The sequence below is a fragment of the Planctopirus hydrillae genome, assembly GCF_001707835.1.
GTDB classification, from domain to species: domain Bacteria; phylum Planctomycetota; class Planctomycetia; order Planctomycetales; family Planctomycetaceae; genus Planctopirus; species Planctopirus hydrillae.
The window spans coordinates 166,099-186,373 of sequence record NZ_LYDR01000063.1 but is presented as its reverse complement, the minus strand read 5'-3'; the positions used below and the strand labels follow the sequence as shown (position 1 = coordinate 186,373).

Genomic DNA, 20,275 nt, shown 5'->3' with positions numbered 1-20,275 from the left:
GGCCGTCCAAAGCTGGTCGAGATGAGTTCAGGAAGTGACAACTCAATCCGGGGAACCGTTGGGAATGGATTCTGTCTGCCGTCTGATGACCGGGCTTTTGCTGATGGCGTTATCTGGCATTCCTGGAGTGGAATGCCTGGGGGCTGATGACGATTTGATGGAGAAGGCACGCCAGCACTTTGGAGTGGTGAGCTTGCCTGATCAGGACGAATTGAATCGGCCCATCGTTTTGTTGGGGCAAAAGCTCTTCTGGGATTCTCGACTTTCGGTTCATGGAGAGATCGCCTGTGCGAGTTGTCATCTTCCGCAAGATGGATCGGCTGATCGCCGTGAGTTTTCTCTGGATGCCCGCAACAAACTGACGAAGCGAAACTCGCAACCTGTCTTTAATGCTGCCTTGCAGCCCTTTTTGCGGTGGACTGCGGATCGTCCCGATGCTGCCGATCAGGCAATGGGTTCTCTGACGGGATCGATGGGTTGGGGTAAAGCACAGGATGTGCTTCCTGTTTTGCAAAAGGCCGGCTACGAGGAACTTTTCACAAGGGCGTTCCCTGAAGCTGCAGTAAAAGTGACTGTCCCTCAGATTGGGGCTGCCATTTCTGCTTACGAAAAAACTCTGATGACCACGTCAAAATGGGATGACTATCTGCGCGGGCAGGCTGATGCGCTGACTCAACAGGAACTTCGCGGGCTTAGACTGTTTATCGAGACCGGATGTACCAACTGTCATCATGGTGCATTGCTGGGAGGAAATGAACGGGAGCGATTTGGAATCACCGCCCCTTATTGGACGGAAACGAAGTCTACGAAAATTGATGAGGGGCTTTATCAATCCACCATGAAAGAGGAACACAAGTACGTCTTTCGAGTGCCAATGCTCCGGAATATTGCTTTGACTTCACCTTATTATCATGATGGTTCTGTGAAAAGTTTACCCGAAACCATTCGCATCATGGGCCAATTGCAATTGGGTGTTTCTCTGAAGCCTGAGGAACTGCAGGATCTCGAAGCATTTCTCAAAACACTCTCCGGGAAAGTGCCAGAGAACTATCGTCAGCCCGATTTCTCAAACTGATATCAGCCCCGACACACATGGGATCTGCCTTTGAGTTAACTGGCTGTCGTTTAACGAACCGCTAGCGATTCTCGATGCTGCGTGATGGCACTCAACACCATGGCAAGCGATCAAGATCGAGATTCCCCCCACTGAGAATGAGGCCCACTTTCTTGCCACGCACTGGGAGTCGATTGTGTAAAACGGCTGCGAAGGGGACTGCTCCTGATGGCTCAACGACGATCTTCATCACTTCCCAAAGCAGCCTCGTGGCTTTGAGAATCTCTTCATCGGAAACGGTGCCGATAGCAGCGACATGCTGTTGAATGATGGGGAACGTGTTCTCACCCAGGGCTGTCCGCAGTCCATCGGCAATTGTTTGTGGTGAGGTCATCGGTTGGCGAACGCCAGTTTCTAAGGATCGAGCGGCATCATCGGCACCTGCTGGCTCTGCTCCAAAAGTTAAACACGGGCAGTTCGTTACCTGACTATGATGATGTGCGACGATGGACGTTCCGCTGAGGAGACCTCCACCACCGACTGGTGCCACGATGGCATCCAATTGGGAGATTTCCTCGAGCAGTTCCAGGGCACATGTCCCCTGCCCTGCAACAATCCGCAGGTCGTCATAGGGATGAATCAGGGTTCCGCCCGTTTCCTGAACCAGTTGATCGGCTGCCATCTGACGTGCGGCTGATGTTGGTTCGCAGAGGATCACGTTGCCGCCGAGTCGTCTGGTCGATTCGATTTTTGCCTTCGGTGCGTTGCTGGGCATCACGATAAAGGCCGGTACCCCTCGATTCCTTCCCGCCAGCGCCAGTGCCGCTGCGTGATTACCAGAAGAATGCGTCACGACTCCCTTGTTTGCGAGATCCTCCTCCAGCAGGAATGTGGCATTATGGGCTCCACGAACCTTGAATGAACCTGTGCGCTGAAGGTTTTCACACTTGAAGTAAAGTTCGGCCTCGCACAACTCATTCAACGTATGGCTGGTGAGGACTGGCGTGCGGTGGATCCAGGGGGCGATGCGCACAGCAGCCGATTGGATATGCTCGTAGAGGTTAATGGTGGGCATTTTCCATGTAGACCGGAAATCGGTTGATCTGCAGGCTGATACAGGCAGAACTTTTGAGAACGAAGATTTTGACATAAGTCGCGGTCAACTTCTCAATCCGCTGAGCCAACACCAGCAGTTTTTCTTCTAATTCCTGTACCACGCAGTCTGGTCAGTCAGTTCAGATCGGGCTGGTCCCTATTGTTTAGGGGCGGCATTACTGCCCAACTGAAACGCTGCATAAGTCGCGAGGCCAAAAAATAGCAGATCGTATGCACTGAAGCTGGCCATGAAGAGTTGATGACGAAGTATGGCGGCCATTTCGCCTTGAAATTCGTCAATCATTTTCTGACGTTCCGCGAGTTGAGCTGCTTTCTGCTCAGCCGTGAGAGCCTCGAAGGATTTGTTCACAGACGCAACAATATCGGCCGGGTAGTCCTCGAGTGACTCTGCTGTCTCAGAAGTTTTTCCATTTCTCCATGTGATGGGCAGATTTTTCTCAGTTTTTTCGTTCACGAGTTGATCAGCCATTCCCAGCTTTAAATTATCATCAGTCACCTGAGTGTTCATCTTCTGAACAACTTCGTTGGCTTGAAGTGTGGCTGCTGCATGTTTGCCACCTGTCACAGAGACAATCGCAAGCACGGCTGCGATCGCGCCAGGGACAAAGCCTTGCCATGTCCCTGCACCCAGCTTGACGCAATAGCCAACGAGAATCCCTACCAGAATGGCGACATAGCCGACTTCATAGTTGGTGAAATAGGTGATCGCGGCCCAGATCGTCGCTCCCACAGCTCCACCAACAATGCCACCACCAATCATGCTGGGAAAATTCATTGGCACACCCCTTGATCTGTGAGAATCAGGACTTCATCGAATATGTCATTAATATTCACTTCAGAGCGAATCCAGGAAGTCAGGGTACAGATGTGGATTCTTGATTGCCAAGTGAAATATGAGTCAGTAATTATTTCCGACAATAAGCTTGAGAGAGGCTGGCCAATCGCCGCGAAAGTTCCACCTGATGACTTCTTTTGACTTCTACTTAGGGAGTCATCGGCTGAGGAAAAGTCCAGTTGTTTAACAGCTGACTGAGTTCGCGAGGTGTGTCAACGATGGCATGAGCACCGGCCTGAGTCAGCTCTTCGTGAGAGCCGTATCCCCACAGGACGCCAATGGCGCCAAGACGGTTGCTTCTGGCACCATAGATATCATGTTCCCGATCGCCAATCATCAGGGTTTCTGTGGGAGAGAGTTGTTCTTTCATGAGAAGGTGGCTGAGCAGTTCCACTTTATGGGTGCGGGTCCCATCGAGCTCGCTCCCGTAGACATCGAGAAAATACTGATCCAGTCCGAAGTGGGCGATAATCCGGCGTGCATAGACAGCCGGTTTTGAGGTGGCGACCCAGAGTTTGTGTTTCTGGCGATCGAGACTCTCAAGAACTTCGACAATTCCATCGACAAGCCGGTTCTCATAGAGCCCTGTTGTGGTGAATCGTTCACGGTAAGACTTGAGGCAACTGTCCAGCAGATCCGGGTTGTCACTCCTGGTTAACTGCTGGAAGCTTGATCGAAGTGGTGGGCCGATGCACCACTTCAAATTGTGCGCCGATGGTGCTTCAAAACCGTGCTGTTCCAAAGCGTAGCGAATACAGTTTGTGATTCCTTCCAATGGATCTGTGAGCGTACCATCGAGATCGAACAGCAGATGCATGCTTGTTGGCCCATTCAGACAGATTCTCTTGAACTGGATTCCATGATTGATGTCAGTCGTTCAGAGGATCGTCCAAACCTGCGGTGCAATTCTTCATCGTCATCATGGTGAGTTTATCCCTGTGGTGGGAGAATGGTTTTCGTCGGCCGGCATTGCTGGATGGTGAACCACATGCGGAGGAGTTGCGGAATACTGTCCGCTTCCATTTTCTTCATGATTTTCGCCCGATGGGCCTCGACGGTCTTGAAGCTCACTGACAGCCGCTGGCCAATTTCTTTGCTCGACAGACCTTCGATGACTTCTTCGAAAACTTCCCGTTCCCGATCAGTCAGGCGATCATATCGATCCAGAACGACCTGCTGCGTCCGGAATTCTTCGCGTCGTCTGGCATCCTCAGCCAGAGCCTTCTGAATGAGTTCCAGAAAATCGTTGTCGTCAAAGGGTTTCTTGAGAACATGGATCGCACCAGCTTTCATCGCCCGGACGGCAATGGGAACATCCCCAAAGGCGGAGATGATAATGATCGGCATAAGACAGTTGCGTTCACGCAGAACTTCCTGAAGCTCGAGTCCGCTCATGCCCGGCATGCGCACATCGCAGATAATGCAGCCGGTATGCCTGGGACTAAACTGCGCTAGAAATTCATCAGCCGAAGAGAAATTCACTACCGGGCGATGAATCGACTCAATCAGAAACTTGGCAGATTCCGCAAATCCAGCGTCATCGTCGATCACGTAAACCGTCGGTGGCAATGGCTGTTCTGTGGTCATAGTGTCCAGTTCCTGAGCTAAGGAAGCGAATTGATACATGATTTCTATCTCTTTCACATCGTGCATCAACTAAGGATACAGAATGTACAACAGGGTTCGGTCACTCAAAAATTTACAGTTTTCATGGGTGATTTCTTCAAATGGAATGGGCGTGGCTAATCATCTGCGGGAATGGGAAGAATCATTTGGAAAGTGACTCCCGGTTTTTCGTGGTTAGGGAAGGATCGCAGCCGCCCCCCATGAGCTTCGACAATGCTTCTGCTGACGGAGAGTCCCAGCCCCAGCCCCTCCTCTTTCGTTGTGATAAAGGCATCGAACATTGTCTCGGAAATCTTGGGACTGAAGCCAGTTCCGCGATCTTCCACTTCACAAACAACAGTCTGGCGATTCTCGACTCGCCCTCGAACAATCAGTTTGCGCTCAGGCAAAGGAATGGATTTCATCGCATCGATGCCGTTGAGAAAGAGATTCAGGAGCACCTGTACGATCTGGACATCGTCCGCGATGATTAATGGCAGTGCCGGAGCGAACTCGGTTTCCAACTGAATGCGATAGCGGGAGGCTTCAATTTCTGCCAGGCCCCAGGCTTCGTGCACAAGAGGAGGCAGATGAATGGGCATCTGCAGGGAATCGCGCTTGCGGAGGAAGCGGCGAATCCCATGGATCATTTCGCCGGCTCTTTGAGCCTGCCGATTGGCTTTTTCCAGGCCATCGATGATTTCATCAACCTTGAAGTTGGGTTCCTGCAGGCGATGCACGGCGCCGCGGACAAAATTGGCAATCGCGGCCAGTGGCTGGTTGAGTTCATGGGCCACCATGGCGGCCATTTCACCGATCGTCGAAAGGCGGGACGCATGAGCGAGTTCATCGCGTCTGCGAATGGCTTCTTCCTCATAAAACTTCTGCTGAGTAATGTCGCGCAGCACCGCCGTGGCAGCAATGATGGTATTCCCGCGGTAGACCGGGCCGATGTGCACTGCGTACCAGAGAGTTTCGCCCGTTTTTTTCCGGCTGCGCAACTGGACGGTCAGTGGTGTCCCCTCGGTGAAGACCAGATGAAGCACTCTCTCGACATCGTCGCGATCATCAGGATGGACAAAAAACAGAGAGTCCTGATGAATCAGATCTTCTGGTTGCCAGCCGAACTCTGTGCGATTGACGAACTCGATGGTGCGGTCAGTCCGGATTCTCAAAATGATATCAGGGGCATTTCGAACCAGCGATTCCCATTGGGAACGGCGCACTTCCAACTCTTCAACAACCTGCCTTAACTCTTGAGTGCGAATGGCAACACGGGTTTCAAGGGCATGATTCATCTGCTCCATCGCTGCTTCGGCTCGCTTGCGGGAGGTGATGTCTGTCAACGTCCCGACGAAGGATCGCAAGGATTTTCTATGAAACAGCGGCTTAGTACTGAGGAGAATCCATCGCTCACGCGATTGTGCATCAACCATGCGAAACTCAAGCAGGCAGGATTGGCCATGCTTGACGGCACTCTTCCAGACGCGAGTGACTTCTGGAAGATCCTCAGGAAGGATGCGATCAATCCAGCAGCCGAGTGAGTTGACCTGGCCAGCATCGCCAACCAGTTGTCGGTAGCGTCCATTGGCCTGTCGAATTTCGCCCTGGGCATTCGTCCGAAAAATGGCTACGGGAGCCAGTCGGCCAAGAGTACGCAGTTGTTTACGCGTCAATTCTGCGCGTTGTGTCGCTTTGGCTCGAGCCGTCATATCGAGCATGCACGAAAGCATACATTTTCGACCATCGAGCACAATCACGCTGGCTGACCATTGGACAGAGAGATTTCTCCCTTGCCGATCTGTCAATACATGGCTGGAGGCAGCCATGGTTTCGCCCTTGAGAACCTTTTCAATCAAAGGGGCGCGTTCCGAAGGGTTTTTCCAAAGGCCGAGTTCGAGAGTGGTTTTGCCGATCGTTTCTTCTCGCTTCAACCCGATCATCTTAAGGTAGGCATCGTTGGCATCAATGAAACGCCCTGTTTCAAGATCAGTGACGGTGATTGCTGCCGGTGAATGATGAAAAGCTGCCCGAAAACGTTGTTCGAACTCGGCTGTTTCCTGCTGTGCCAGAATCCGTTGAGTGACATCTGTCGCCACTCCCAGAACGCCGCGAACCTTTCCTTCGGTTGAGAAGAGTGGTCTTTGCCAACTGTCGTAATAACGATCGATCACTCGGACGATTTCCCGAGATTCAATACCTGCAAGGCTGCGGCGAACACCCATCAAAGCCTGAGGTTGGTCGGCATAAATCTCGAAGACAGACTTTCCAATCGTCTCACCAGGTTTCAGTCCGAGAGCACTTAAGCCCATCCCTTCGCTCAACCGGAAAACACCATGTTCGTCGATCACCCAGAGAATGATGGGTGACTGTGAGACGACTTCTTTGAGTAAAGATTGCTGATCGGCAATTTCGGAATGATGAAAGATTCCGGAAAAGGCGACGAGATCATCTTCAGCTCGGCGGAGGAACTCATTCATATGGAACGAAAACTGACTTCAAGAAAGGTATTCAAATTCCCCAATAGTCGGGATCAATCGATGAAGATTTGGGAAGTCTTTTCCGGCAGCATGAGTGCCGGGTATTGAAAACGTCTGCGTGAGACTGATCACAACTCTGATGCATATCGACGTCAGATTGATTTTCCTCCCTGGATTTTCGTGCATCATTCACTGGCCAATTGAAAGTGTACAGATTGAATGAACAGATGGAACAAAGAATCACAGTTTAAGACCACCCATTATCGAGAGAAATTGTTCGATTGATTGCAGAAGAAGGAATGTCTGTCGGAATTTGTGAACACAGTCGCGACCGCAGATCGTTGAAAAACCAGTTGTTGTTGATGGTTTTGCTAAATGTGATGAGTGGTTTTACCATTGAAGAACACAATTTCTGGGTCGCCAGGTTTAATACCTGGAGATGGATTGAACCCCAGTGAGTGACCTCTCACAAAATGATGGCTGAATTCGAGGTTTTCACCTCAGTTCAGAGAGAGTCTGATGGCCTGAATGTCAGACATGTTGTGATGATAAATATCAATGGCGAATCACTGCCATAAAGTTCGAAGACGTCTCCCTATTGGAAGTTAAAGATCAAACGACATGTCTCAAAAAATCTGCGGTGTCATTCCTGCTCGACTGGCATCAACCCGTCTGCCGGGAAAAATGCTCCTTAATCAAACTGGCAAGCCTTTGTTGCAACACGTCTGGGAACGTGTTGCTGCGACAGAACTTTTTGATGAATTAGTCATTGCGACCGATGCCAAGGAAATTTTCGAGGTTGCCCAGACGTTTGGGGCCAACGTGGAAATGACGGGGGAACACGCCAGCGGCACAGACCGGGTGGCAGAAGTTATCCGGCGTCGTGGGAATCAATTTGAAATTGTGGTGAACGTCCAGGGAGATGAGCCCGAAATTGATCGAGGACATATTTCGAAAGTGATCGAAAGTCTGTTGGCTGTCCCCAAGGCGCAGATGTCAACGCTGGCTGCTCCCCTGAGACGCTGGGAATCGATTGCAGCCACGTCCTGTGTCAAAGTCGTCACCGATTCGACGGGCCGAGCGCTCTATTTCAGTCGGTCGGTGATTCCCTTTCCGCGAGATGGCTTTGATGAATCGATGCTGGTGGAGCCATCACCCTGGAGATTGCATGTTGGAATTTACGGCTTCCGCACCGATTTTCTGCTGCAACTGACCACATGGCCACAATCCCCACTGGAAAAGCTCGAAAAACTTGAACAATTAAGGGCACTCGAAGCAGGTGTCCACATCCAGGTGGCTGATGTTGATCATCCCTCAGTTGGAATCGATACGCCCGAGGATTATGCTCAGTTCGTGGAACGGATGCGGAATGTTTGAAATCTGGATTCGCCAGCCAGAGTGATCTGGCATGAGTCGAATCTATCAGCGGAGACCGCTCCTGTCTTCGATCCTGCTGATGGATGCTGAGCCATCAAAAACGACTGATCTGCCCGAGGCCAAAGGATTTTTTTGCGGATGTCCAAGCATATTTTTGTGACCGGTGGTGTTGTCAGTTCGTTGGGCAAGGGGCTTACATCTGCGTCGATTGGCACGATTCTGGAAAGTCGCGGGCTGAAAGTCCGGATGCAGAAGCTCGATCCTTACATCAATGTGGATCCCGGCACCATGAGCCCTTACCAGCATGGTGAGGTTTATGTTCTTGATGATGGTGCCGAGACCGACCTTGATCTGGGGCATTACGAACGGTTTACGCACAGCCCTCTGACAAGAGATTCCAATTTCACGTCTGGTCGCATTTATCTCAAAGTGATCGAAAAAGAGAGGCAGGGAAAGTACCTGGGGGGAACCGTACAGGTGGTTCCCCACATCACCGATGAAATCAAGAATTCCGTTTTGAAACTCGCTGCTCCCGATGTGGATGTGGTGATTACGGAACTGGGTGGGACAGTTGGCGATATCGAAGGTTTGCCGTTTCTGGAAGCGATTCGTCAGATTCCCCTCGATATCGGCCGCGAAAACTGTCTGTTCATTCATCTGACTTTGGTGCCCTATCTCAAAGCGGCTCGCGAGTTGAAAACAAAACCAACTCAGCACAGCGTGCAGCAACTTCGCCAGATTGGTATTCAGCCAGATGTCCTCATCATTCGTTGCGAGCGGCCACTGGGTCGAGACAACGCCGAGAAAATCGGTTTGTTCTGTAACGTGGAGAAAAACGCAGTCATCGAGGAGATGGATACGGAATTTTCCATTTACGAAGTTCCATTGGGTTTAATTGAACATGGTCTGGACGATCTGATTGTTCGAAAACTGGGCCTGAAGGCCGGTGAACGCCAGATGGAGGGCTGGGAGGTTCTCGTCCAGAAGATTCGAAATCCCCAGCATGATGTGACGATTGCCGTGGTGGGCAAGTACATTGAACATCGGGATGCCTACAAGTCGATTTACGAATCGCTCGATCATGCGGGATTCAAGCATGATTCACGAATCATCGTAAAACGGATTGAAGCTGAAGAACTTGAACAGCAGGATCCTGCCGCCATCCTGGCTGGTGTGGATGGAATTCTTGTTCCCGGCGGCTTTGGTCGACGGGGGATTGAAGGCAAAATTCGTGCGGTTCGCTTTGCGCGCACTCAAAAGATCCCCTACTTCGGAATCTGCCTGGGAATGCAGGTGGCGGTCATCGAGTTTGCCCGAGAAGTGCTGGGCCACAAGAATGCGAACAGTACCGAGTTTGTGGCTGACACGGATCATCCCGTCATCTGTCTGCTTGAAGAACAAAAGAAAGTGACTCATCGCGGCGGTACCATGCGACTTGGTGCACAGGCATGCCGCCTTGCAGAGGGCTCGTTATTGGCCAAACTCTATGGCCGTACGGAGATTTCGGAGAGGCATCGACACCGCTACGAGTTCAATCCCGAGTATCGCGAGCAGTTCATGGCAGCAGGTATGAACCTCGTGGGCACGAGTCCGGATGGGTCGCTCGTTGAGGCAGTGGAGCTCCCCGGGCACCCCTGGTTTGCTGCCGTCCAGTTTCATCCGGAATTCAAGTCGAAACCCCAGTCGCCTCATCCGCTGTTCGATGGATTCATCAAGGCTGCACTTCAGCGCCATCAGGAACGAGCGCTGGTTGCCACGACCGGAACGACTCCTTAGTTGAATTGGATTTCTGCGAGGATGTCTTGCCTAACGTGAATGCATACTTCATGGATTAACTCATAGAACTGATTGACACATAGAGCGGTCATGAAATTCGACGGGCGTGTCATCTTCCAAGCATGTTCGTGGTGATCATGAAAACAGAGCCAAGTCTCGGCTTTGTTGAGTTCGTGCCCGTCGAACAGATAAAGTTCTGGTGAGACTGGCACTCTGACCTGAGTTCAGGATTAGGCCTTAAAAGGGTAGATCGTCATGGATGCTTCACTCCACTCGAAAGAAAATTTGAATGAGAGGAAACAACGTCCAGCGGTGATCCCTGACGGGCTGACGTTCGATGCCATTATCTTTGATTGCGATGGGACTTTGGGCGATTCCATGCCCATGCACTATGTGGCCTGGGTGGAGACTTTGACACCTTATGGCGCGACGATGAGCGAAGATGAGTTCTACGCCATGGGGGGCTGGCCTACAAAAATTGTAGCACAAACCATGCTGGATCGGTTTGATATCAAGACGGATCTGGGCACAATGGTTAAGCACAAAGAGAAACTTTTTGTGCAGAAACTCAGTGAAGTTCCTCCGGTCCCCCAGGTGGTTGAGGTGGTGCACTATTACCACGGCAAAATTCCTCTGGCAGTCGCGACCGGTGGGTTGCCAGAAGTCTGTTTGGGAGTCCTCAAGAGTATTGGGCTGTCACCAAAACTCTTCAATACTATTGTCACCTGTGAAGATGTTCAGAGCCATAAGCCGGAGCCAGAGATCTTTCTGGAAGCTGCTCGACGTCTGAATGTTCCTCCTGATCGATGCATCGTCTTTGAGGATGTCGACCCCGGGATTGAGGCTGCCCGCAGGGCGGGGATGGTTTCCATCGATGTACGAACTTTTTACACGCCAAGACGCATAACCTGAGCGATCGTCGTGACTGAAATCACGACGTTTTTCAGTAGTTTTCAGCTTCCGGAGAGCTGGTCGCCTTGTCGAATTACGGCTTTGGTGCAGTGGCTTCGGCCAACTGGATCTCCAGCGTAATGGGTGTCTCCACTGGCGGAATCCGCTCAGTATAAGCCTCAAACAGGAGGTCTTCACCAGTGTTGGTACTGGCCGTCGCCACATCGATGGTGGCTGTGGAAAAATTGGCGACGCAAATCAGGTCACCACCATCGGCCAGGTAGCGTTGCTTGCCACTGTCGGGATCAGCTTCAAACAAACTGCCAACAAAGACAAAATCGGCTTTCATTTCTGCGAATTGAGAGTCATTAAAGAACTTGTCGATCGAGGCCTGCAGGCGTGGATCAGTTACAGTCTTTTTCAGTTCAGCCTTTTTTTCCTGAGTCATATGACCATACCAGAGAAGTTCTTTCTGCCGGTTATCCCAGATCAGGCCACTCTCTTCGGGAAACTTCAGTTCTTCATCGATCTTGGGCAATGAGGCAACAAAGTATCGACGGGTGGCATTTCGAACCCAGCTTTGTGCCGAAACCTTATGATCCTTTCCTTGAGCATCTTTCCAGGAGATGTTGATCAGGAGTTTCTCGCCCGTTGGTGGCTGAAATTTGGGCTGAAATTTGACACCAGTTCCGGTTTTGGCCCCCAGTGCCAGCAAGCCAGCATGGACTAACTGTGCCGGTGCATCGACGGCAATGATCGATTCATGCTCTTTTGTCTGTCGGGGACAAGCGAGCATTTCCAACTGACCTTCTCTCAAGACGACTCGGCCTTTCACCAGCAGTCGCTTGTTTGCCGCGTCCACCTGGACGGTCCCTGAGGGGTTGAGAGCTGTGAGCTTGTCGTTGGAATTTTCTACCGACTTCTGACTTTCGACGGTGGCTGGATTTGTTTGAGCCGCAGGTGCTGATTTTGCAGTATTCTGATCACCAACCGGCACCTGTGAAACCGCTAAGTTGGCATTGAACAAACTGAAACCCGCCAGGAAAGCCAGGCAGATGAACAAGCCGGAAGTTATTGCCAGCGGTTTTCCTGACATGATTATCGATCTTCCTTTGCAAACACTTTTGATCTGATCTCGACGACGACAGTCTAAACAGAATTTGTGTTCTAAGGTATTTGTTTTCCTCGGGGACACAAGAATTCATCATGTCCGGCAATCAGCCGTCGAAAGGCTTCTTATGGAATTGCAAATGAATCGGGTTTAACCAACCGCTTCGAGTGAAGACTGATCGTGGTGGTCTTCCAGGATGGTCCCACGCTGGCGAAGCCGCGGCAACATGGAGCGCGATATCCGGCACCGGAAAGTGGCTGTGGTTTCAGAATAATGGGTATCGATGATGGTGGCATGCTCAGAGAGCCAGCCGAGAAGTTTACCATCTTCAATCCCTGTGGAAACCGTCACGCTTTCGAGTCCGTCACCTAATCGATCCACGACGAGCTGGGCAAGTCGATCCAGTCCATCACCAGTCCGGGCACTGATGGAAACACTCCACTCGTAGCGTGCGCGCAACAGATCCAGAGCCATACGATCAGGAACCTGATCGGCTTTGTTGAGCACTAGGATAAAGTTCTTGAGCTCAACTCCGATTTCCTCCAATACGGCTTCGACAGTCGCTACCTGAGCCTCAGCTTCAGGGTTACTCGCATCGACAACATGCAGGAGCAGATCCGCATGACGAGCTTCTTCCAGAGTCGACTTGAAAGAAGCGACCAGCGAGTGGGGCAGGTCACGCACGAAACCGACCGTATCGCTCAGGAGAGCATCGCCCCAGCCGGGAATCTTCCAGAGCCGAGTTTTGGTATCCAGCGTGGCAAACAACTGGTCGGCAATGTAGACCTCTTCGCCCGTCAGAGCCCGCATGAGCGTGCTTTTGCCGGCGTTGGTGTATCCGACGAGTGAGACCAGGGCATGGTCGCGCCTTTGCTTGACCATTCTTTCCCGTCGCTGTTCCACTTCTTTGAGTGAAGATTGCAGTTCCGAGATGCGCTGATCAATCAGGCGGCGGTCAGTTTCAATCTGTTTTTCACCAGGGCCGCGACTGGCACCAATCCCACCATCAATACGCTCCAGGTGAGTCCACAGTCGTTTCAGTCGCGTCCGATTGTATTGAAGCTGCGCGAGTTCGACCTGAAGACGAGCTTCAGCCGTCCGGGCATGAGTGGCGAAAATGTCAAGAATCAGCTCACTGCGATCGACAATGACGCGACCTGTCTCCTGCTCCAGACGGCGACCCTGCCCTGGGGTGAGATTATTATCAAAAATCACCAGCTCAGCCCGGGTTTCTTCGAGAATGAGTTTGAGTTCCTCGATTTTTCCCGGTCCCAGGCAGGTCCCCGGATGAACCATCTGCCGAAATTGAACCAGTTCTCCGACGACTTTCACGCCGGCGGTTTTGACTAATCCCTTCAGTTCATCCAGCACGTTTTCCCGCGAGCGTTTATTGTCGTTCAAACAGACTGCGACGAGAACAGCCGTTTTGTTGATGGTTTGAAGATCATTGCGGAGCGGTTGATTCAATGGTTCATCCAGAGCAGGGAGAAAAAGTCCGAATCTTTGATTTTCAGAAAGACATGACAAACGTGTTAATTGTTCACCTTAGAATACCAGAGTCTGGCCAGGCGAGTTGAAAATGTCCAGAAGTGTCTGTCTTCGGAGTTGTTGGATCGGCCGCGGGAAGGAACAGGTGAATTTGAAAAAGGTTCAGCAAAATTGGTGATTTCAAAACATTTCTCATCCTGTTAAATGATTTTCCACGTTCAGAGTGGAGTGCGAGCGAGCGGAAATAGGCTTAGGCTGAGTGATTTTGGTTGACTCTTCTCTCCTCAAGATTTGAGCTGAAGTTGTTGAATTGAGTGAAGATAAATCGATTAGAAAGAATGTACCGACATCCGCATGGTGCGTGCTGTACGGTTGTTTGAACTCGCAAAGTGGTGTAAGTCTGTTAATCTTTAGCGAAGTGGATTTGCTGGCCGAATTGTCGTTATGATCTTCGGCCCCATGGGAGAACTTGAATGTATCAGCGAGTTTCGCTGGAGTTTTTCCAGGGTGCGATCGGATACTTGAAATTAACTCCACATCGATTTGACCACATGCACTCTTTGACCGGAAATTCGTTTTGAAAGCCATTCTCAGCGACATCCACGGAAATCTGGAAGCGCTGGAGGCAGTCCTTGCGGACATTGCCAGCCAGGGAATTACCGAGATTTACTGTCTGGGCGACATTGTGGGCTACGGTCCGAACCCATGTGAATGTGTCGATCGAGTGATGGCCAAGTGCAAACTCTCTTTGCTGGGAAATCACGATCAAGGGGCGCTCTTCGACCCTATGGGTTTCAATGCCAGTGCCGAAAGAGCGATTTTCTGGACGAGAAAGCAACTAGAAAGTGGGCGTGGCCCTCAGGCGGATCGCCGATGGGAATTTCTGGGGGAACTTCCGAGAGTGCACCGTGAACAGAATCTCATGTTCGTGCACGGGAGTGCCAGGAATCCACTGAATGAGTATGTCTTCCCGGAAGACATCTACAATCAGCGTAAGATGGAGAAGATTTTTGGCATGATTGAGCGTCACTGCTTCCAGGGGCACACGCACATTCCAGGAGTTTTTACCGAGAATCTTAACTTTCTGCCGCCAGAAGAAATTGACTTTAATTACGTTCTGCGGCAAGAGAAGGTGATGGTCAATGTGGGGTCCGTCGGTCAGCCAAGAAACAGCGATCCCCGCTCTTCCTACGTGACCATTGATGGTGATACGGTTCGTTTTCGTCGAGTGGAATACGACTTCCGGATTACGCAGAAGAAGATCTACGACATACCCGATCTGGATAACTTTCTCGGTGATCGTCTCGCCGATGGTCGTTAAATCGCGGGCTCTCCCCTGATCTGCCGACGATCTGTTCGCGTATTCTTGAGACGGACACCAGCGCTAACCACCGACTTTGACAGCAATTCGCGTAAAGCTTGATGAAGGCGAACGTGTTTTTCCTTCCGAGCGTGCCCAGTCGGACATTATCCGATATCATCTCATGGTTTTGTCGAGGTGACAGGGTTGTCCCGCGGCAGTGCTCTCTGGTGAGCTTTCTGAAATTTCTCGATAGTCGGCATGTCGATCCATGGAACAACGTCGCTTCCTGACCTTTATCGCGCTTTCTGCCCTGGTCATTTTTGGCTGGTCGGGTTTTGTCATGCCCATGCTCTTTCCGCCTCCTCCCAAGGCTGAAAAGCTGGCTGAGAAAGCACCAGATGACCAGGCGGCTGATATTGCCAAGCCCGCGGAACTTCAACCTGCCGATGCGTTACTTCCTGCGAATGCCATTGCGAAAGCTGGCGCCGATGCCAACCAGCCACCGGCTCTTGCACCAGAAAAAGTTGTCGAACCACCGAAACTCCAGTCGTTCCCCAATCGACAGATTCTGCTGGGGTCAACGGATCCGGACGAGCCATTCTTTCTGGCCGTGAAGCTGAACAGTCGCGGAGGTTCTATTGAAACGATCGAGCTGAATGATCCCCGGTATCGATCTCTCGATGACAGCAACCAGCCCGTCAAAGTAGTGGGAGATGATCCACTGCTCAAATTAAAGACCACAGATGTGACAATTGAGGCGATTGATCGCCAGTTGGCCGCACTGGGTTTGAGTCTGGCGAAAATTGATTGGGAGGTTGTGCCTGGCAGCGAAAGCCCTGAGGGTGTGACTTTTCGATTCACTTCGCCCGATGGTTCGATTCAGCTCGAGAAGGCTTATCGATTGCCCAAAGTGCCGGGTCTGGCTGGCAAGGAGCCGACAAAAACCGAACGCGATAATCTGGGGCAAGGTTATCTGCTCGATTACAGCCTGACCATCAGAAATCTCACGGAGAATCCACGCGAAGTCAAATACACCATGCAGGGGCCTGTCGGTGTCCCTCTGGAAAATCCGGAAAATGTCACCAAGTATCGTGATGTTCGCGTTGGGTTTATTCTCCCGGATGGAGAATCTGTCGAGTCATCGCATCAATCGGCGACAGAAGTGCTCAATGCCGAATCCTCAGGTAAGCCTTCTGTCTGGACACGTCCGATCGAGTATGTCGGAGTCGATGCCACTTATTTCGCCTCCCTTGTGCATCCTGTTGAGAATCAAATCAAGGATCGCACGATTGAAAGTGTTCAATCCCAGGTCACTTATCCTGCCCAGGAGAAGCACTTCAGTGATGTGTCGGTCGAATTGACTTCTGTGCCGATCCAACTGGCTCCTCAAGGCGCTGGCCCGAAAGCGGAAGTGACGCATCATTTCCAGCTTTTTGCGGGCCCGAAGCGTGCTCATCTGATGGCCGCAGTCGGAGCAGCAGATGTCACAGAGTATCACATCGGCTGGAATCCCTTCTTTTTCCTTGAGCCATTGGTTCGGCTGCTGGTGATCCCGATGCTGGCACTGCTCAATGGCCTGCATGCCCTTGGCATTAATTACGGGATTGCCATCATCCTGTTGACGATCATTGTGCGAACCTGCCTCATGCCTCTGACTCGCAAGCAGGCACAAAGCGCACAGCGGATGAAGGAGATGCAGCCAAAACTCAAGGAGCTGCAAAAGAAGTTCGCTGGTGATGCCGATGGGCTCCGCCGTGCACAGTTGGAACTTTACAGCAAGCATGGCTTCAACCCTCTGGCGGGTTGCTGGCCTGTGCTATTGCAAATGCCGATTTTCTTTGCCCTTTATCGGGCGTTGAGTGTCTCTGTCGATTTGCGACGTGCCTCATTCCTGTGGATCGACAACCTGGCGGCACCCGATGCTCTCTTCGAGCTTCCTTTTCGTGTCCCGTTTCTCGGATGGACAGAATTCAATCTGCTCCCCATTTTGACAATCATCCTGTTTGTCGCTCAACAGAAGATCTTGATGCCGCCACCTGCTGATGAAGAGCAGGCGATGCAGTACCGCATGATGAATATCATGATGGTCATGATGGGAGTAATGTTCTATCGTGTGCCGGCGGGGCTGTGCATTTATTTTATCACTTCCAGTCTGTGGGGCATGGCCGAACGCTGGTTCTTCGATCGCATGAACGAATGGTATCCAGCCAAACCGGTCGAAGTGAAAGAAAAGAAGCCATCGGCCGTCGCCAAATTCTGGCAGCAGGCTTTGGAAGCGGCAGATCGTCAGGCGGAGCAGGCCCGTCAAATGCCATCTGCCGGAACGAATTCTTCATCGAAGAACAGTCAAAACGGCAAGGGCCGATAGTCGATCCTGATTCTGTCGAAATGAGTGTCTTTCGATGCAGGCAGAGAATTTGCCTCGGCAAACAAATACTCGGGCGAGCTTTGTCTGGTTGAAGTGCCTGTCAGATCGAAACGTGGTGCAGCGGCTTTTCGGAAAGTAGTTTCCTGAATGCTCGACTTGAACCTGAGTGACACAATTGCGGCGATTGCGACCGCTCCAGGGGCTGCTGGCGCCGGGACGATTCGCCTTGCCGGCCCGCAGACAGCCACCGTCGTCAGCGGGTTGTTTGAAGCCTCCACTGGGACATGGAAAGCTGCCAGGAAAGCCATCTGTGTTCATGGATCGATCTGGATTCCTGGAGATCGTTTTCACATTCCAGCGCGCTTAACCTTCTGGCCAGATCACCGCAGTTATTGCGGTCAGCCTCAAGCCGAAATCACACTACCCGGTTGCCAGCCATTACTCGAAGCGACGTTAGCTGAATGTTTTCGGCACGGTGCCCGTGGTGCTCAACCAGGCGAATTCACTTTACGGGCTTTCCTGAATGGCAAGGTCGACCTGATTCAAGCCGAAGCAGTTCTTGGCGTGATTGAAGCCCGTCATGAAGCCGATTTGCGTGTGGCGCTCAATCAGCTCAGTGGCGGGGTGTCACAACCCCTGATTGATCTGCGCAATGACCTGCTGAATCTGCTCGCTGATATCGAAGCGGGCCTTGATTTTGTCGATGAAGATATCGAATTCGTCCCTCGTTCCCAGGTCATCGAGCGATTGCAGACAGCGTTCGCCCAATTGAAATCAATCGAAGGACGCTCACCATCGCGATTGACGTCGAATTCCCGCAAGCGCGTGGTTCTGGCGGGTCGTCCGAATGCCGGGAAAAGTACACTGCTGAATCGTCTCTCCGATGTCGATGCCGCCCTTGTTTCACCAATTGCAGGGACAACCAGAGATTACCTCCTCTGGTCAATCGATTGGGAAGGTTTGTCGTTTGATTTGATTGACACTGCAGGTTGGGAAGAGAGCCTCAATCCGATTGCTGAGGCCTCGCAAAGGCAACGCGAAGAGCAGATGGCCGCCAGTGATTTTCTCCTCTGGTGTTCGCCTGCCAATTTATCACTAGCCGAAGCGGCCGAGGATCAAGAGTTTTTCGATCTGGCCGCCTCAAAAACATCCAAGGCCATCCGCATTACCACGAAGTTCGATCTTTATGAACCCGAGAAGCATTATCTGCCTAAAGATTCTCTGGTTTCGTTATCTGCCGTGAATGGGACTGGACTGAATCAATTGGCAGGTCTGCTCCGCAAACTGCTGACGAGCGATCATTCCTTGTCGCAATTCTGGCTGGGAACCACAGCGGCACGCTGCCATGAAGTCCTTGGTTCAGCATTCAGAGCACTCGATTCTGCACTCCAGGCCGCGCGAAGCGGAACTGCCGACGAACTGCTCGCAGCAGATCTCCGGCAGGTCATCAATGCTCTGGGCTTGATGACCGGTGCCACACAAACGGAAGATCTCCTCGACCGCATATTCAGTCGATTTTGTATCGGCAAATAACCGCGAAATCAAAGATCCGCAGGCGAGCAGAGCTTATTCCGTGCAGCAGGCAATGTCGTCTAGCCGCATGATTTCTACCTTGCGGAAGCGAACATCCATATCCTGCCCACCATGGAGTTGTAACGCGATTTTCCCGGCCGCCCTGCCCCCTTTGTCGATAAAATCGACGGTCTTGATCCCATTGAGGTGAATGACAATTCGCTCGCCCATTGCCACCACAGTCATTTCATTCCACTCGCCGGGCTTGAAGGCTTTCTTTAACTGTTCGGCATTCGGCTGAAAAATCCAGGCTCTCCCATTGGTTTCGTACAATCCGCCCACATCTTTCGTGGGATCAATCTCGGCCTGAAAACCTGCGACGCCGTACGGATCTGCCTCGACACAGCGGAAGTAGAGTCCACTGTTTCCAGTGACGGCTTTGAACTCGACACGCACTGCGAAATCCCGGAAGGCATCTTCTGTGATCAACAAACCATGACGAGACTCCTCCTTGCTGGATATGCCGACGAGTTCACCATCAGCAACTTTCCATTCGCCACCGCCGATCGCACGAAAGCCAGCCAGATCCTTCTGATTCCACAGTGGCTTCCAGGCAGATTGTCCCAGTGGTGTTAATTGAATGTTCCGCCAGCGAATCTGCCCTGCTTTTCCCGAGTGAACCTGGAGTGCGATAAACCCTTCCAGATCGGCTGTGTCGATCAGATCGGCACAGCGCACTCCATTCACACTGGTCGTAATGTGCGGGCCTCTGGCTGTTATGACAAACGTGTTCCAGTCATCAATCTTGAAAGCCTTACGGGCCTGCTCGTCCTTGTCGAGAGGATAGATCCACCCGCGACGGGATTCGTCATAAATGCCACCTGTCCACTGGCGAGGTGAGGGATCAATTTCGCACTGGTAGCCAAATGTCCGGCCAGTACCATCTTTCTGGTGGCTGCGGAACTGAACTCCGCTATTGCCTGGAGTATCGAGTTTGACATCATACTTCAGTTCGAAATCGCCATAGGTCGCCAGTGTTCGCAAGAAAGTGTTGGGCCCTGGGCCCACGCGGCCCACGATCTCACCATCCTCAATCGAATAAGTGGCGTCTCCCCCGACTTTCTTCCAGCCGTCAAGAGTCTGACCATCGAAAAGCAATACGGGAGCCGGCTTTTTCGCGGGCTCTTCCGCGTGCAATATGTGGACGAATGAAAGCTGGGTGAAGGTAAAACTGGATACGAGAAGTGCCAATGTCAGTCGAGAGAGGAGAGGTGTTTGCGAGATATTGCGCGTACTTAGTGTCACGTTGGTTGCTCTCTTGATGGTTGGTTTGTGGTTTGTATGTGGGCCGAGAAACGG

The 20,275-nt window shown here is 51.7% G+C and carries 16 protein-coding genes; 7 read left to right on the top strand and 9 right to left on the bottom strand.

From position 1 onward, the window contains the following. The first annotated feature begins 64 nt into the window (after nucleotides 1-64). Nucleotides 65-1,075, top strand: a complete 1,011-nt coding sequence (locus tag A6X21_RS08210; protein WP_083233465.1) for a cytochrome-c peroxidase — start codon at nucleotides 65-67, stop codon at nucleotides 1,073-1,075. Between the two features lie 91 nt (nucleotides 1,076-1,166). Here A6X21_RS08210 and A6X21_RS08205 read toward each other — a convergent pair whose 3' ends face one another. From A6X21_RS08205 to A6X21_RS08185, 6 genes are all read right to left on the bottom strand, one after another. Next, on the bottom strand, nucleotides 1,167-2,129 hold the full coding sequence (locus A6X21_RS08205; RefSeq protein WP_068847108.1) for a pyridoxal-phosphate dependent enzyme: 963 nt from the start codon (nucleotides 2,127-2,129) through the stop codon (nucleotides 1,167-1,169). Continuing rightward, nucleotides 2,116-2,271 (bottom strand): hypothetical protein, encoded by a 156-nt coding sequence (locus A6X21_RS24610; RefSeq protein WP_165603726.1) that lies wholly within the window; start codon nucleotides 2,269-2,271, stop codon nucleotides 2,116-2,118. Before A6X21_RS24610 ends, A6X21_RS08205 begins: the two co-directional genes overlap by 14 nt. A 35-nt stretch (nucleotides 2,272-2,306) precedes the next feature. Further along, a complete protein-coding gene (locus tag A6X21_RS08200; protein ID WP_068847107.1) occupies nucleotides 2,307-2,945 on the bottom strand; it encodes a hypothetical protein in 639 nt (212 codons plus the stop codon). 208 nt (nucleotides 2,946-3,153) lie between these two features. Then, a complete protein-coding gene (locus A6X21_RS08195; protein ID WP_068847106.1) occupies nucleotides 3,154-3,822 on the bottom strand; it encodes an HAD family hydrolase in 669 nt (222 codons plus the stop codon). 113 nt (nucleotides 3,823-3,935) lie between these two features. Further along, entirely contained in the window at nucleotides 3,936-4,631 is a 696-nt protein-coding gene (locus A6X21_RS08190) for a response regulator transcription factor (RefSeq protein WP_083233464.1), read from the bottom strand. A gap of 116 nt (nucleotides 4,632-4,747) precedes the next feature. After that, on the bottom strand, nucleotides 4,748-7,090 hold the full coding sequence (locus tag A6X21_RS08185; RefSeq protein ID WP_068847105.1) for a PAS domain S-box protein: 2,343 nt from the start codon (nucleotides 7,088-7,090) through the stop codon (nucleotides 4,748-4,750). 621 nt (nucleotides 7,091-7,711) lie between these two features. On the opposite strand from A6X21_RS08185, the gene kdsB reads away from it, so the two are divergent. The 3 genes from kdsB (at nucleotide 7,712) to A6X21_RS08170 (ending at nucleotide 11,155) form a co-directional block, all read left to right on the top strand. After that, on the top strand, nucleotides 7,712-8,467 hold the full coding sequence (gene kdsB / locus A6X21_RS08180) for a 3-deoxy-manno-octulosonate cytidylyltransferase (protein ID WP_068847104.1): 756 nt from the start codon (nucleotides 7,712-7,714) through the stop codon (nucleotides 8,465-8,467). A 138-nt stretch (nucleotides 8,468-8,605) separates the two neighbouring features. Beyond that, complete coding sequence (gene pyrG, locus A6X21_RS08175) at nucleotides 8,606-10,243, top strand: CTP synthase (RefSeq protein ID WP_068847103.1); 1,638 nt, start codon at nucleotides 8,606-8,608, stop codon at nucleotides 10,241-10,243. A 255-nt stretch (nucleotides 10,244-10,498) separates the two neighbouring features. After that, entirely contained in the window at nucleotides 10,499-11,155 is a 657-nt protein-coding gene (locus A6X21_RS08170; RefSeq protein WP_083233463.1) for an HAD family hydrolase, read from the top strand. Nucleotides 11,156-11,228: 73 nt separating this feature from the next. Here A6X21_RS08170 and A6X21_RS08165 read toward each other — a convergent pair whose 3' ends face one another. Together A6X21_RS08165 and hflX are read right to left on the bottom strand one after the other, a co-directional pair. Beyond that, nucleotides 11,229-12,230 carry a YdjY domain-containing protein gene (locus A6X21_RS08165; RefSeq protein WP_240490203.1) on the bottom strand — a complete coding sequence of 334 codons (1,002 nt, stop codon included), beginning with the start codon at nucleotides 12,228-12,230 and terminating at the stop codon, nucleotides 11,229-11,231. Between the two features lie 165 nt (nucleotides 12,231-12,395). Further along, nucleotides 12,396-13,712, bottom strand: a complete 1,317-nt coding sequence (hflX, locus tag A6X21_RS08160) for a GTPase HflX (protein ID WP_068847447.1) — start codon at nucleotides 13,710-13,712, stop codon at nucleotides 12,396-12,398. A 598-nt stretch (nucleotides 13,713-14,310) separates the two neighbouring features. Here hflX and A6X21_RS08155 point away from each other — a divergent pair. From A6X21_RS08155 to A6X21_RS08145, 3 genes are all read left to right on the top strand, one after another. Beyond that, entirely contained in the window at nucleotides 14,311-15,054 is a 744-nt protein-coding gene (locus tag A6X21_RS08155; protein WP_013109972.1) for a metallophosphoesterase family protein, read from the top strand. Nucleotides 15,055-15,304: 250 nt separating this feature from the next. Further along, nucleotides 15,305-17,404, top strand: coding sequence for a membrane protein insertase YidC (yidC, locus tag A6X21_RS08150; protein WP_068847102.1), 2,100 nt, complete (start codon nucleotides 15,305-15,307; stop codon nucleotides 17,402-17,404). A 147-nt stretch (nucleotides 17,405-17,551) separates the two neighbouring features. Further along, nucleotides 17,552-18,937, top strand: coding sequence for a tRNA modification GTPase (locus tag A6X21_RS08145; protein WP_083233462.1), 1,386 nt, complete (start codon nucleotides 17,552-17,554; stop codon nucleotides 18,935-18,937). A gap of 33 nt (nucleotides 18,938-18,970) precedes the next feature. On the opposite strand, the gene A6X21_RS08140 is transcribed toward A6X21_RS08145, so the two are convergent. Continuing rightward, on the bottom strand, nucleotides 18,971-20,221 hold the full coding sequence (locus A6X21_RS08140) for a 3-keto-disaccharide hydrolase (protein ID WP_083233461.1): 1,251 nt from the start codon (nucleotides 20,219-20,221) through the stop codon (nucleotides 18,971-18,973). Nucleotides 20,222-20,275: the final 54 nt, after the last annotated feature.